Origin of the sequence: Flavobacterium sp. 120 (genome assembly GCF_003633605.1) — a bacterium.
Classification (GTDB): Bacteria; Bacteroidota; Bacteroidia; order Flavobacteriales; family Flavobacteriaceae; genus Flavobacterium; species Flavobacterium algoritolerans.
The window spans coordinates 2,394,626-2,408,534 of sequence record NZ_RBKZ01000001.1 but is presented as its reverse complement, the minus strand read 5'-3'; the positions used below and the strand labels follow the sequence as shown (position 1 = coordinate 2,408,534).

The 13,909-nt window shown below is 31.6% G+C and carries 10 protein-coding genes; 1 reads left to right on the top strand and 9 read right to left on the bottom strand.

Features of this window, described 5'->3' with window-relative positions:
- Window positions 1–3: 3 nt before the first annotated feature.
- Window positions 4–1,257 (bottom strand): dihydroorotase family protein, encoded by a 1,254-nt coding sequence (locus C8C87_RS10290; protein ID WP_121343346.1) that lies wholly within the window; start codon window positions 1,255–1,257, stop codon window positions 4–6.
- Window positions 1,258–1,375: 118 nt separating this feature from the next.
- Window positions 1,376–3,304, bottom strand: a complete 1,929-nt coding sequence (locus C8C87_RS10285; RefSeq protein WP_121342540.1) for a BatA domain-containing protein — start codon at window positions 3,302–3,304, stop codon at window positions 1,376–1,378.
- A gap of 182 nt (window positions 3,305–3,486) precedes the next feature.
- Here C8C87_RS10285 and C8C87_RS10280 point away from each other — a divergent pair, with 182 nt between their 5' ends.
- Complete coding sequence (locus C8C87_RS10280) at window positions 3,487–4,599, top strand: lactonase family protein (protein WP_121342539.1); 1,113 nt, start codon at window positions 3,487–3,489, stop codon at window positions 4,597–4,599.
- 64 nt (window positions 4,600–4,663) lie between these two features.
- On the opposite strand, the gene C8C87_RS10275 is transcribed toward C8C87_RS10280, so the two are convergent.
- From C8C87_RS10275 to C8C87_RS10245, 7 genes are all read right to left on the bottom strand, one after another.
- Window positions 4,664–6,016, bottom strand: coding sequence for a DEAD/DEAH box helicase (locus C8C87_RS10275; protein ID WP_099714766.1), 1,353 nt, complete (start codon window positions 6,014–6,016; stop codon window positions 4,664–4,666).
- Window positions 6,017–6,107: 91 nt separating this feature from the next.
- Window positions 6,108–7,373, bottom strand: coding sequence for a YaiO family outer membrane beta-barrel protein (locus C8C87_RS10270; protein WP_121342538.1), 1,266 nt, complete (start codon window positions 7,371–7,373; stop codon window positions 6,108–6,110).
- Window positions 7,373–9,823, bottom strand: a complete 2,451-nt coding sequence (locus C8C87_RS10265; RefSeq protein ID WP_121342537.1) for an LTA synthase family protein — start codon at window positions 9,821–9,823, stop codon at window positions 7,373–7,375. The genes C8C87_RS10270 and C8C87_RS10265 overlap by 1 nt, the downstream gene beginning before the upstream one ends.
- A 25-nt stretch (window positions 9,824–9,848) precedes the next feature.
- Window positions 9,849–11,279, bottom strand: coding sequence for a glycosyltransferase family 2 protein (locus C8C87_RS10260; protein WP_121342536.1), 1,431 nt, complete (start codon window positions 11,277–11,279; stop codon window positions 9,849–9,851).
- 12 nt (window positions 11,280–11,291) lie between these two features.
- Window positions 11,292–12,368, bottom strand: coding sequence for a hypothetical protein (locus tag C8C87_RS10255; protein WP_121342535.1), 1,077 nt, complete (start codon window positions 12,366–12,368; stop codon window positions 11,292–11,294).
- A gap of 28 nt (window positions 12,369–12,396) precedes the next feature.
- Window positions 12,397–12,765, bottom strand: coding sequence for a response regulator transcription factor (locus C8C87_RS10250; RefSeq protein WP_121342534.1), 369 nt, complete (start codon window positions 12,763–12,765; stop codon window positions 12,397–12,399).
- Window positions 12,766–13,116: 351 nt separating this feature from the next.
- A complete protein-coding gene (locus C8C87_RS10245; protein ID WP_121342533.1) occupies window positions 13,117–13,881 on the bottom strand; it encodes a TIGR02757 family protein in 765 nt (254 codons plus the stop codon).
- Between the last annotated feature and the right edge of the window lie 28 nt (window positions 13,882–13,909).

Sequence of the window (13,909 nt, the reverse complement as noted above, 5' to 3'; positions counted from 1 at the left end):
TTTCTATGCTAAAATTAATTTTCCTTGATTCACAATTCCGATAACTTTTCCTTTGATTTCTGTTTCCAGAAACGCTGAGTTTTTCGATTTGGATAAAATGGATGATTTAGTGAAAGTACTTTTTGGTTCAGGGTTAAATAAGGTAATATTTGCTTTTGAACCTTCATTTATTACCTGGATATCGATACCGAATGTAGATTTTCCAGCAGTCAATTTATCTATTACAGTTTCTAATGGTAATACGGTCATCAAAGCACCAAAAGCACTTTCCATTCCAATTGTCCCATTTTTGGCGCCATCAAATTCCATTTTCTTGTGTTCAATGTCTATCGGATTATGGTCGGATGTAATCATATCAATCGTTCCGTCTTTTATCCCTTTCAACAATGCTTTTCTATCGGTTTCAGTTCTAAGTGGTGGTGAAACTTTATAACGGGTATCAAAACCTTCCAGTTTTTCATCTGTTAAAACTAAATTATGTACAGCAACGCTACACGTTACATTTAGTCCATTCGCTTTAGCCTCTTTGATTAATTGAACTGATTTTTTAGTCGAAATCGTAGGAATGTGAAGTTTTCCTCCGGTATATTCTAGCAGAAATAAATTTCTAGCGATTTGTAATTCTTCAGCAAGATTTGGAATTCCTTTCAAACCTAATCGGGTAGAAACAATGCCTTCATTTGCTACTCCGTTTCCTTTTATATTTTCGTCTTGGGAAAAAGCAAGAATCAATCCATCAAAATCCTGAACGTATTGTAAGGCAATTTTCAGCAAATTAGCATTATCCAAACTTTTATTATAATCTCCAAAAGCAACTGCTCCTGCTTTTTTCATATCATACAATTCAGCCATGTCTTTTCCTGCGCTTTCTTTGCTTAAAGCGCCAATAGGATAGAGTTGCGTTGCAAATCCTTGTGCTTTATTCAATACAAAATTCACTTGAGATTGATTGTCAATAATAGGGAAGGAGTTGGGTTGTAAAGCGATTGCGGTAAAACCACTTTTGGCAGCAACAGTAAGTCCGTTTGAAATGGTTTCTCGGTCTTCAAAACCAGGTTCTCCTAAAGAAACGCTGCTGTCAAACCAGCCTTGTGAAACATGTAAATTATCAAGTTTTACTTCGTCTGCTTTATCTGGATTTGGAAGTGATGTTCCAATTTTTTTTATAAAACCATCAACAATTAAAATATCTGCAGTCTTATTATGAAAGGGACTTTTTGAATCGATAATTTTGGCGCCTCTGATGATTAATTTCATATGTAGATAATATTTGTTTTTAATGGAATATGGAATTTGCATAGTTGTGTTAACTTTTACGACCAAATTATGGTCATGCTCATTTCATATTAATTTTTAAGTATTGGACTTTCGTTAATTACTTTACGAATCGTATAATTGCCATTTCGGTTATCAGAAATAACAGTGCAAAGATAACAAACCATTTCCAAATTTGATTATCAGTTCTGTCAGTTTGTAAAGTGTTAAATAGCGATGGGATTGATTCGATTGTTTTATAGTCAGAAAGAATATTGTCATTGGCTGAAGCCAAATCACTTTCGGTTCTATTGTAATTGAAACTGATGTTTTCAATCCATTCTTTTTTATTGTAAATTCTAAAATTTCCCGCTTGTTCCGGATAATCATTGAAAGTCATTTTTACTTTATTATTCAGGATTTGTTGGATAGGAATGAATTGTTCATCTAAGCCTTTTACCGTTAAAATAGCGTCTTTGTTTAAGGAGGCTTCGGTCAAATGCGGGTTGTTATCCCCAATTATCAAAGCATTTACGTCATTGTTTTGATTGTTCATCGCCATCTTGTAAAATGTAGGTACAATTAATGGAGATTGCTGGAAATTTGAATTTTCGATATTGATAGGAGCTGCAAAAATTGCAACTGCTGAAACCGAATTTGCTATCGAAGTCAAGAAAATACTTTGGTCCTCATAAGACAAAGCAGCAGGACTGGACCTGGATATTATAAATGAACTTTTTGTTTTTGGATACTGAAAATTAGTTACTTTATTTTCAAAAACACTATTGAATATAGGATGGTTGAAGTTAATTTTAGTAATCAATTTTTCTCTGTTTTCTAAAGAATTGAATGTAAGTTTTCCAAAATTTGATACAAAAGAATTCATATTTGGAATTGAACTTATCGCCGAAGGAATCACAATTAAATTGCCACCTTTTTCTACAAAAGATTTTAAAGTAGTTGCCAAAGCTTGCGGGATTTCATCCAATTCATTTAAAACAATCGCATCTTGTTCCTCCAATTTATTGTAATCCAATGCGCTTAAAGTATAATTGCTAAAATTGAATTCTTCACTGGTGTAAATTCGGGAAAGGAAATTGCTTTTCGCCGGTTCTCCAATACTGATTATGTTGGTTTTCTTAGCTTTTGAAATACTAAAATATAACGTATTATCGTAAGTCAATCCATTGTCAACTATAGAGAAATAGCCATGAAAAGCTTGTTTTGGAATCGTGAAGTTGAGGTTTTTTTTCTTTGTGTCTAATGTAACTATCGTCTTTGCAATGAGCTTGTTTTCATTGTATAACGAAATAGGAATCGGGTTAAAATCATCTCCATAACCAGATATTTGGACGCTAATTTCATAAAAATTTTCTAATGTTTTATTGATGAAGACGCTGTCAATAGAAACATTGTTTTTTTGTTCTGCTTTTGGGATTATAAATAAAGGCGAATCAGTTGCATCAGTATTTTTCAGTTGTTTTTCATCAAGACCAACAGCGTCGGTAATGATAACGATATCCTTTTTAAAAGCCGATTTATGTGCTTTTATTTTTGCCATTATATTATCCAATTGGAACGGAGTTGCGCTGTATTTTAAGTTTTGCAAAGCACCACGAACCGATTTTATATCCGTGTTCCAATAATTTTCGGAATTGGTAAGCAAAGAAAAATTTACATTTTCAGGAGTTTCTTCAAGCAGTTCCTGAACAGCTCGTTTTAGCAATTCACCTTTTTTACCTTTGGCTTGCATGCTAAAAGAATTGTCTAAAATAATATACAATTCGTTGTTTGCATTTTTACTGTCTTTTGACTCAAAAAAAGGTTGTGCAAATGCGATAATAATAAAAGCTAGTAGCAATAAACGAGAGGCTAGAAGCAACCATTTCTTGATTTTAGAGCTTTTTCGGGTTTGTATGGAAAGTGCTTTTAAGAAACGAACATTGGTAAAATATTCTTTTTTGAAACGGCGTAATTGAAATAAATGAACCAAAATTGGAACAATCAACAAGAACAGAAAGTATAAAATTTCGGGATGTTTAAAATGCATTCTGAGGTTGAGTTTACTTCACTGGATTTTATTTTCAATGGAGTTCATTGAATTTCGTGAGTCAAAAATACAAATTTGTTGACAGTTTTAGATGAAGTTGTTATAATTTTTCAAAGGAATAAACAATTGACATTCATTATGAATATAATGTGTATTTTAGCTTTTCAATAAAATTTAAAAACATGAAAAAACCGTTTGCTGTTATTCTATTCATTTTCATTTTTACAAGTGTGCAGGCACAAAAAAATAAATTCAATTTACTGATTGGAACCTACACTCAAAGCTGTGATAGCAAAGGAATTTATGTATATGATTTTAATTCAAAGACAGGTGATTTCAGTTTTAAAAATGCAACTGAAAAAGTTATAAATCCGAGTTATTTGACGGTTTCAAAAGAGAATAACTTTATTTATGCCGTAAATGAGTTTGGTGCTGAAAGTACGGTAAGTTCTTTTAGTTACAATCCATCAAGCGGAAAATTAGACTTAATCAACAAGCAAAGTTCAAAAGGTGCTGATCCTTGTTACATCATCAATGACGATAAAAATGTGATAATTGCCAATTATTCTGGTGGGAATATTTCCGTTTTTGGAAAAAACAACGACGGAAGTCTTGCAGAAGCAAAACAAGTTGTGCAACATTATGGTAAAGGAATCAACGCGCAAAGACAAGAAGGTCCGCATGTGCATATGGTTCATTTTTCTCCGGATAAAAAGTTTGTTTTGTCTAACGATTTAGGGAATGACAAAGTATATTCGTATGCCTATAATCCTAATGCTGCAAATACTGTATTAGAATTAAAAGATAGTGTTTCAGTGAAATCTGGAAGTGGACCAAGACATTTAACCTTTAGCAAAGACGGTAAATTTGTTTACTTATTACAGGAACTTGACGGAGCATTAACGGTATTTAGTTATTCAAACGGAATATTGAAAAAGATTGATGAAACCTCCATTTTAGCAAAAGGCTTCAAAGGAACATTTAGTTCTGCTGATATTCATATTTCGCCTGACGGGAAGTTTTTATATGCTTCTAATCGCGGTGAAGCAAACACGATTACAATTTTTAAAATTCTAAAAAACGGAAAATTACAATTACAAGGGCAAACCAGTACTTTAGGAAAAGGACCTAGAAATTTTGCCATTGATCCAAGCGGGAATTTTCTTTTGGTAGCACATCAATATACTAATGATGTGGTGATTTTTAAAAGGAATAAAACTACGGGAGCACTTAAAGATACTGGCAAAAAAATTGCTTTATGTTCTCCAGTTTGCTTGGTTTTTACAAAGAATTAAAATGAAATTATGATTACAAAAAAAAGGCTAAAAATGAGTATCATTTTTTAGCCTTTTTTAGTTATTATTTATTCTTGTCTTTTCTCTTTTTGTCTCGGGTTTTCAGCATATTCCTGTTGACAGAACCATGCGTTTTTTTCTTGGTTACACCAGGTCCGCCCAGGTTGACTTTCTTGTTCTTTTTACTTTTTTCTTGAAAAGCACCATCTCCTGCCAGTTTTTGTTTTTTCATCAAAAACTTAATCGGTTGTCTGTCTTTCTCAGGTTCGATTAATTTTGCAGAAACTTCAACTGTTTCCGGGAAAGGCTCGATTGCTAATTCCATATTCATAAGGACTTCAACTTCCACTTTGAATTCTTCTTCACGAGGAGCGATAAGACTTATAGCTGTTCCTGTTGCATCTGCACGGCCGGTTCTACCAATTCTGTGCATGTACAATTCCGGCATTTCTGGCATTTCAAAATTGACAACGTGGGTAATATTTGAAATATCTAAACCTCTTGCCATAATATCCGTAGTAATCAAACCACGAAGATTTCCTTCTTGAAAGGAAGCCATCGTACTCAAACGATAATTTTGTGATTTATTGGAGTGAATTACACCAAACTGACCATCAAAATCTTCTTCGATTCGTTCGTGTAACATATCCGAAATCTTCTTATTATTGACAAAAACCAAAACACGGCTCATGTCTTCGTTAGATTCTAATAAGTGTTTTAATAGATTTACTTTAGTATTGAAATTGGGAACATTATAAGTAATTTGTTTGATGTTCTCCAATGGAGTTCCTGATGCAGAAAGCGTAACTTCTTCCGGATAATCAAAATAGTCATTCAAAATAGCATCTACGTCATCTGTCATAGTTGCTGAAAATAGGATGTTTTGACGTTTTTTAGGCATCATGGCCAAAATAGCGGTCAATTGGGTTCGGAAACCTAAATTAAGCATTTCATCAAACTCATCGATTACCAATTTTTGCATTTCTTCAAAACGAATCACATTGTCCAGCGTTAAATCCATGATTCTTCCTGGAGTTCCCACTAGTATGTCGCAACCTTGATAAACGGTTGTTTTTTGGGTATTAATATTTACACCACCAAAAATTCCAATAGTTCGAACGGACATGTATTTTGTCAATTTTTCTACTTCTTCCACTACTTGTACTACAAGTTCACGTGTAGGAACCAGAATTACTATTTTAGGAGTATGTCCCGGAGTAAATTTATATAATTTTAATAAAGGCAATAGGTATGCAAATGTTTTACCGGTACCGGTTTGTGCAATTCCCATCATATCTCTTCCAGACATAATCACAGAAAAAGTTTTTTCCTGGATGGGAGTTGGAGAAGTAAATCCTAAATCATCTATTGCTTTTTGTACAGATTTAGGGAGATTGAATTGTTCGAAAGTACTCATTTGCTTAAATTTTGTGCAAAGATAGTCTTTTTGAAAGTAAAACTATAAAATCAACTACATTCAAGAAATGAGTAGTGTTTTTTGTGCTATTTTACTTGAATTTTAACTCCCATGATAAAGCAACGGAATAAATCCAAAAGTAATTTCCTTGGTCAAATATTATTTCTTGGTGTGAAACTCCAAATTGGGTTCCCCAAGCATTTTGCTTATTTGTGGAAGTAAAATAATATCCAAGATTGATTCTTTGGGATTTTAAGTCAACAAATTTTGCCGCATCTTCATTGATGTTGAATTGATTGATTTCGGGAGAAAAGCCAACACTAAGGGATACTCCTAAATAATTATCTGCATCACTTCGGTATTTTCGATACGTAAAAGTTCCTGATTTACTGGTTCCAGTTTCTCCAGGAGTTATATAAGGACGAAAAGACAGATAACTATTTCCGGTGTACCAACCCAAAGAACCGGTATATATGTTTGTAGTTGTACTGTATTTTAAACTTCGCAAACCTATGGAAACTTCAAAACTTTTAGGTAAAGATTTGTATAATTCCAAACCGTATCTTACATCTGGAAAAAGAAAAGATTTTGAGAGACCAATATTTACATAAGCATAAAGACCTTTTGCAATTTTAGGATATAAATCAACTTCATATTGCAATCCATTTTCATTAAATCTTCGGTTGAAATTTACTCGTCCTATAATACTTCCATATTTAGTTTGTCGTCTGTACGTCAATGCATAATATTGCATTGGATCAAAAACATCTGAATAAATATCTACGGATGAAGTTATTCCTATTGCATTTTGGCTTAAAGCATTATTTAAACTGATTTTATAATCTTTTGCTTTTTGGTCGTTAGGGTTTTGAGTTAATATTAATTCAATAGTATTTAATGCTTCTAGTTGATTATTTGTTTTTTCTTGTGCAGTCGCTTTTAAATATAATATTTCAGGATCATTAGGGAAATTTTTCAAAGCCTCAGTTGTCATTTCTAATGCAGGATAGGGCATATCTCCCCATAATTCATTTTTTATTGCCGCTTCCCAAATGCTTTTATTCTTGGTGTCTTTCTCAAAAATAGTAGCAAATTCTTTTCTGGCTTTTTTGTATTCACCATCCCATGAATAAGTTGTCGCTAAAAAGGAACGAATTTCGTGATAATTAGGATATTTAGTCAAAATAGACAGCAAGGTGTCCTGCGCTTGTTTTCGCTGTTTGTTAAAAGCCAATTCACGGGCTCTTTCAAAAGAACTGTCAGGGTCACCATTGTATTTTTGTTCTTGTCCAAACATTGGAAAAGAAAATAGAAATGCTATTACAAAAGTGAGCTTAATACCTATTTTTGGAGTCATTATCGTAAGGATTTTTTAAAAATTAAATAGTTAGTATTTCCTGGATATTTTTTCAGAAGATCATTTATAATACTATTAGCATCTTTAGTGTTGTTCATTCGTTTGTAGGTTTCTGCCAATTTAAAGCTGATTTCTGGATTTTTAATTCCATTACTGACTGCTTTATTTGCGATTTCAATTGCTTTTTTATTTTGGTCAGACCACCAATAGACATCCATTAATGCCAAATAACTATCGTTCTCAAAAGGAGTTCTTTTAATAGCACTTAACAATTCAGATTCAGCAACTGGAAATTTTCCTTCCCAAGCAAGCATTCTTCCTTTTAAAGTTCGTACCTCTGAATAATTAGGAAGTTCATTTAAAATGTAATTACAGAGTAATTTTGCCTTTTTATAATCTTTTTTAAATGCAAAATCTCTAGCAAGAATAAAAGTCTGGTCAAAATTCAATCCCTTTGTTAACTCTTTAATTGTAGCTAATTCAGCCTTTGAAAATTGAACTGTCGGTTGTGCGTAAATATTTAAAGAGGCAGGGAAAATTTTGTTTTTCTTGGTTAAATAAGCATTTAGTTTTTTAAAACTCAATAAGGAGTCCGCTATGATTTTAGATATTTTTTCTTCATGAACTTTATAAGTTCCAAAGTTTTCATTTATTTTATATAATTCTCCACCAGAATACAAATAATCTTTATAAATGTAATCATTGATACTTCCTTTGTATCTCATTAAAGGGATCTGGTGAATATTTCTAAATTCTTTTGCAGTATCTAATCCCTGGCCCATCCAAGCTGTTTTTTCAAGCTTATTGAATTTGTAATTATTCATTAAAAAAGAAAGTAAACTTGGAGTTACATCCCAATGAGACGAAACAGATTTAAATTTCTCCGCTTTTTTCAACATCGGGCTATAGATAAATAAAGGTACATGAAAACGACATAATTCATCTTTTTGAGGGATAGGAATCAATCGGTGATCACCTGTAATGATGAAAATAGTGTTGTTGTATTCGGGTCTTTTGGCGTAAGCCTCCATGAAGTTTTTAATGGACGTATCTGTATAAAGAAGAGCAGCAAAAATATCTTTGTAAGTTTCAATCTCTCCTTTTTTAACTACCAAAGTCTTATTTGTATTGACTATATCGTCAACTTTTTTCAAATAAACATCCTTTGATGGGAAATCAAAAGGTTCGTGATTAGAAAGCGTCATAATAACATCTAATCGGGGCATTTTTTTGCCATCTAGTTCAGATAATGTTTTCTTGAATATTTCAGCATCGGGATATCCCCAAGAAAAACCACCTGAATTCTCTTTAGTTTTTACATAACCGGAACCAAATTTATTTATATCAGTTATATGGTCGATATCATTGTATTCCAGAAAATTTATTTTTCTGTCAAAACTTGAATCGTCACCACTATAATAAGACGTTGTGTAATCATTTGCTTTTAGTACGCTTATTAGCGAAATGTGTGAAGGAAGTTGGCCTAATTCCATAAAGCCTTTTTCGCCATAAGGTAACGATCCTAATAATGATGATGCTACACCAAAGGTTCTCCCGGTATTACTGACGAAGTTTTCCCAATAGAGTGATTTTGAGGTTAAGGAGTCTAGGTATGGCGTAAAACCTCTGTAGGCATTTTTCCCTATGAAATCACTTCCTAAACCTTCTGCCATAATGATTACAATATTGGGTTTCTCACTTTGAATATTAAAAAATGGAGCCAGTACATCTTCTGTTTCTTTAAATGGTTTTATCAAAGGAAACTCTTTTTTATAAAATAAATTAGAAACATCCAGCGCGCTTTTTTCATTTTGAAACTTAATGATATCTGTAGCCAGGAAATTAAGTTTGTTTTGAAAAACTGTAGCGGATGAATCTGGCACTACAAGCTTTAAACTACCCAAAATAATTACGAAAATGAATGAAGTCGCAAAAATTTGTCGCCCATTTGTATACTTATTCAACAGATAGTTGATTCCCAAATATAATAATGGCATTATTATAAAAGGTAAAAAATAGAGAAGAGACAACGATTCAGATGCAGTAACTGTGGTGTACATATCGTCTATGGAATATCCCAATAGATCTGCTCCCAGATTTATGTGTGTAGTAAGGCTGTATTTTACCAGAGCAAATTGAATAATGATAACCAAAGCAAATAACACTTTAATTAATACGACTTCAAGTGGCTTTTTTATATAAAGTAATGCAAAATAAAAAGGAATAAATAATAATCCAATGCCTATTCCTGACCAAAAATCATTCAGTAATTTATAAACTAAAGTTGTTCCTATATTCTGATTTTCGGAATAATTTGCTCCCGTTGCGTACACTTCAAATAAACTTAATAGCCAAAATGTAACAATTAATGAAAAAGTTAAATAGATGTAGACATAATTATTATTAAAATAACTATTGTTTAAAATGTTTTTAAATTTTTTAATCTTCATTTTTTTAAAATTATGCCTTAAATATTTATGCTTTTGTCATTCCTTTTCGTGTCATATCTCCCCATTCTATTTTTTTGTAAAAATAGTAGTCTATATTTCCTTTAATTGCTGAATATAAAATATAAGGATGATTTACAAAAGGTTCCAGGAAAGCGATCATTACTAATTTAAATCCTATAGACTTCTTTTTGTATTGATGGTAGGTAAGTTCTTCTGAAACAATTGCTACTATAGAAAAAAGTACCGAAAATAAGTACGCTAAAATAACAAATGTAAATGTATAATCCCATCGTACTTCATTAAGAACTGTAAGAATTCCAAAATAAATGATACCGGCTACTTCTATAATTGGAGCCATTCTTTCGAAAAAGAACCAATACGGATAACTGATAAGTCCCAAGGAATTATATTTTGGATTAAACCCTATCTTGTTATGTTTTTTAAGTGTTTCGATAGTTCCACGAGTCCATCTGTTTCTTTGGGAAATAAATGTTTTATAATTATCTGGAGCTTCTGTCCAGCATAATGGGTCAGGGATATAAGCAACTTTATATTTCTGTTTCTCATCTTCCATATACCGTCTCATTCGTACAATAATCTCCATGTCTTCTCCTACGGTATTTGTGTCATAACCACCAACTGTAATGGCTATTTTTTTGTCAAATAAACCAAAAGCACCAGAAATAACTAACAAACCATTTAACCTGCTCCAAGCCATTCTTCCTAATAAAAAAGCTCTTAAGTATTCTAGAATTTGTCCTTGTTCTAGCCAAGTTTTAGGAAAGTTTACATCAAGTAATTTACCGTCTTTAACAATACATGAATTGGCAATTCTTATTACTCCACCGGCAGCAATTACTTTGGCATCAGTTGTTTCTAGAAATGGCTTAATCATTTTTTGAAGCGCATCTTCTAATAACAAACAGTCCACATCAATACAAGCAACGTATTTGTTTTTACTTATATTCAATCCCATATTTAAGGCATCAGCTTTTCCTCCGTTTTCTTTGTCAATTATAGTTAATTTATCAAATGCGGGATTTGTAGACTTATAAATACCTTTTCTTAGTGGCTTAGTTTTAATTTGTTCATTGATATGATGATCTATTTGAATTAAGTCGTAAGCTTCAATAAGTTTACTTAAACTATCATCCTTGCTGCCATCATTTACAATGATGACATCATAATTTACATAATGACTTGATAACAGGGAGCGTACGTTTTCTACAATGTTTAGACTTTCATTGTAGGCAGGAGCGATAATTGAAATTGAAGGAGAAAAAGTCGAAGATAATATTTCCTTGTAATTTACAAAGCTATTTTTCTTTACATATCCAATTGTCTCGATAGTAGAAATAACTCCTAATATGATGTAAGAGGAAACCGCAATTAAAGTAAAAACAAGAAAAAAATAATGAATTATTGACATTATAATTTCTACACTACTTGTGTTCATAATTGTTTGGTTTTAAGCTATTAATGTTTTTTCGATTTCGTTTTCAAAAAATGGGTACTCTTCAAAATTGATATTTTTCAAAATTTCCATTACTAATAACTTAATTTCAAAATTAGGATGTTGCATATGTTCCAATAAAAATGCTTTGTCGTTACTTTCGTATACATTTTCCATCATTTTAAGAAAAGCGATTTGCTCTTCATTAGTACTTTCGTCAAAATTAGTTTTCAAAATATTTTTAGCTTCAATAATATTTAAATGACTCAATACAGAAATTGTATTCACTCTTACGGTTTCACTTTTATGATTTAGTAATTCAATAAGTTCTTCTTTTGCTTCAAATTGATTGTAAACTCTAGCTAGTTTTAAAGAAAAAATAACCACAGAATCATTTGAAGATTTCAACCATGGTCTAATATCAGCAATTTCAGTATCATCAGTTACTTGGAGTACTTCTAGTAACTGAATCTGATCCCACTCAGATAGCGGAGTCTCTAAAACATTCAAAAAAGCTAGTCCCTTAAAAGAAAATAAATGAATCAAGTATAATTGCATTTCCTTACGAACTTCTTTTTTGGGATGGTTAATGTTATTCATTACTACTTTATGAACTCCTTTTACTTTAAACTGAGTAAGTTCTCTTATACCGATAGCAATAATGTCCCATTTTTTATTTCTCAGCTTGGCCAAAGAATAACTCAAAAGCCCTAATTCAATATAAAGTTTATCAATAGATTCCGCTATTTCTCCAGATATTTCATTTCGTAACTTCAATAATGTTGAAATAACAATTTTTCTCTTGAATGGATCAATGATGCATGTAATCAATTCGTCAATAATTGCTCGTTGTTCTAAACTAACAGTATTATCATCATTTCCGGAATATAAATAGGTTATCAGATAAGTTTCATATTCTTCTTGGTATTTTGCTTCTATCTTTTCATTCTCTCTTAAATGGTTTCTTAAGTATTTAAGGTACATGATCAGCATTGTGATGATTACGAAAAAAATACTGCTTAAACCCCATGCCAATTGGATTATCGGCGAGGATCGTTTAAGATTTTCTAATATGTATACGCTTTCGTTCATCTCTAAATACTTTAATTTAGTTCAAATATCAAATCAGTAATCTTTTAACCCGAATTACTAATTCATGCGGACTTAATGGTTTACTCATAAAATCAGTAGCTCCTAAATCAAATGCTTTAAGTACTATTTCTTCTTGTCCAGCTGAAGAAAAAACGATAATTGGAGTTTGTAAGTTCTGTTTGTTTCTTACGTGACTGATTACTTCCAGTCCGCTAACAAAAGGCATCATAATGTCTGTTAAAATTAATTCTGGTTTGTGTTCTTCAATTAATGAGATTGCTTGTTTTCCGTCTACAGCTATAAGAAGTTCATATCCTTCTTTTTCTAATCTAAATTTTAGTAGCAACGAAAGGACTGAATTATCTTCGGCTAGAACTATTTTTTTTTTGTTCCTCATTTGTCTTATTGATTTGAATTATATTAATAATTCAGATTTAAAATGCTAAAAAATAATTGGTTTATAGTATCGTTACTTATCGGCTTTAACTTTAATTTATTAGTATTTTTAGTAATCAAATATAATGTAATTTGTTTCTAAAACAGTCGATAAAGTGCAAAAAAAACAGATAAAGTGTTAAAAAGTAAGTTAAATAATACCTTTTTTTGATAAAATTAAACGAAATTTTAGCTTTAATTTTTTATAAAAAGAATGTTTCATAAAAATTAAAGTCATTTTTTTAATCAAATTTTTTACTTTTTTGGAAATTGGAATAATCGATTTTCCGATTTGAGAAATTTTGAAATAAATTTAAAATTTTTCGAAAACACCTAATCCAAATAAAGCGAAATCATATTTCACTGGATCATTTGCGTCAAATTCACGAAGTTTTAAATCTAATTCTGCTAAAGCTTTTCCATCATTTTGTTTTCTGGTAAGTAATCCTAGTTTTCGAGCTACATTACCGGAATGTACATCCAATGGACAGGATAATGAAGCAGGAGAGATGCTTTTCCATATTCCTAAATCGACACCTTTAGTGTCCTGGCGTACCATCCAGCGTAAATACATGTTTATTCGCTTGGCTGCAGAATTGTTCAGAGGGTCTGAAATGTGTTTTTGGGTTCTAGATTGATGGGGAATTTCGAAGAATGTCTTTTTGAATTCCGAGATACTATTTTGCATGGTTTTTAACTCTTGGTTTTTAGCATATACGGATTCTAATCCATCATGGTTTTCATAGATGTTTTTTAGACTTCTGATAAAACTTGCAAAATCCTGACCGTTAAAAGTGCGATGCACAAAATTTTCTAGTCGTTCCAAATCATTTTCGGAATGTGACATAACAAAATCATAAGGTGCATTTCCCATTAAATCCATCATTTTATGGGAATTTTTTATAATCATTTTGCGATTTCCCCAAGCTATTGTAGCACTTAGAAAACCGGCAATTTCGATATCTTCTTTTTGTGAAAACAAATGTGGAATTTGAACAGGATCACTTTCGATAAAGTCGAGTGTGTTGTACTGTACCACTTTTTCGTCAAGAAACGATTTGAGTTCTGAAGAATTCATTTTCTATATTAAAGTTTAATGCGGCTCT

Excerpts from the sequence above, each read along its gene's own strand:
- C8C87_RS10290 (WP_121343346.1), bottom strand. The coding sequence starts at position 1,257 with ATGAAATTAATCATCAGAGGCGCCAAAATTATCGATTCAAAAAGTCCC.
- C8C87_RS10285 (WP_121342540.1), bottom strand. The coding sequence starts at position 3,304 with ATGCATTTTAAACATCCCGAAATTTTATACTTTCTGTTCTTGTTGATT.
- C8C87_RS10280 (WP_121342539.1), top strand. The coding sequence starts at position 3,487 with ATGAAAAAACCGTTTGCTGTTATTCTATTCATTTTCATTTTTACAAGT.
- C8C87_RS10275 (WP_099714766.1), bottom strand. The coding sequence starts at position 6,016 with ATGAGTACTTTCGAACAATTCAATCTCCCTAAATCTGTACAAAAAGCA.
- C8C87_RS10270 (WP_121342538.1), bottom strand. The coding sequence starts at position 7,373 with ATGACTCCAAAAATAGGTATTAAGCTCACTTTTGTAATAGCATTTCTA.
- C8C87_RS10265 (WP_121342537.1), bottom strand. The coding sequence starts at position 9,823 with ATGAAGATTAAAAAATTTAAAAACATTTTAAACAATAGTTATTTTAAT.
- C8C87_RS10260 (WP_121342536.1), bottom strand. The coding sequence starts at position 11,279 with ATGAACACAAGTAGTGTAGAAATTATAATGTCAATAATTCATTATTTT.
- C8C87_RS10255 (WP_121342535.1), bottom strand. The coding sequence starts at position 12,368 with ATGAACGAAAGCGTATACATATTAGAAAATCTTAAACGATCCTCGCCG.
- C8C87_RS10250 (WP_121342534.1), bottom strand. The coding sequence starts at position 12,765 with ATGAGGAACAAAAAAAAAATAGTTCTAGCCGAAGATAATTCAGTCCTT.
- C8C87_RS10245 (WP_121342533.1), bottom strand. The coding sequence starts at position 13,881 with ATGAATTCTTCAGAACTCAAATCGTTTCTTGACGAAAAAGTGGTACAG.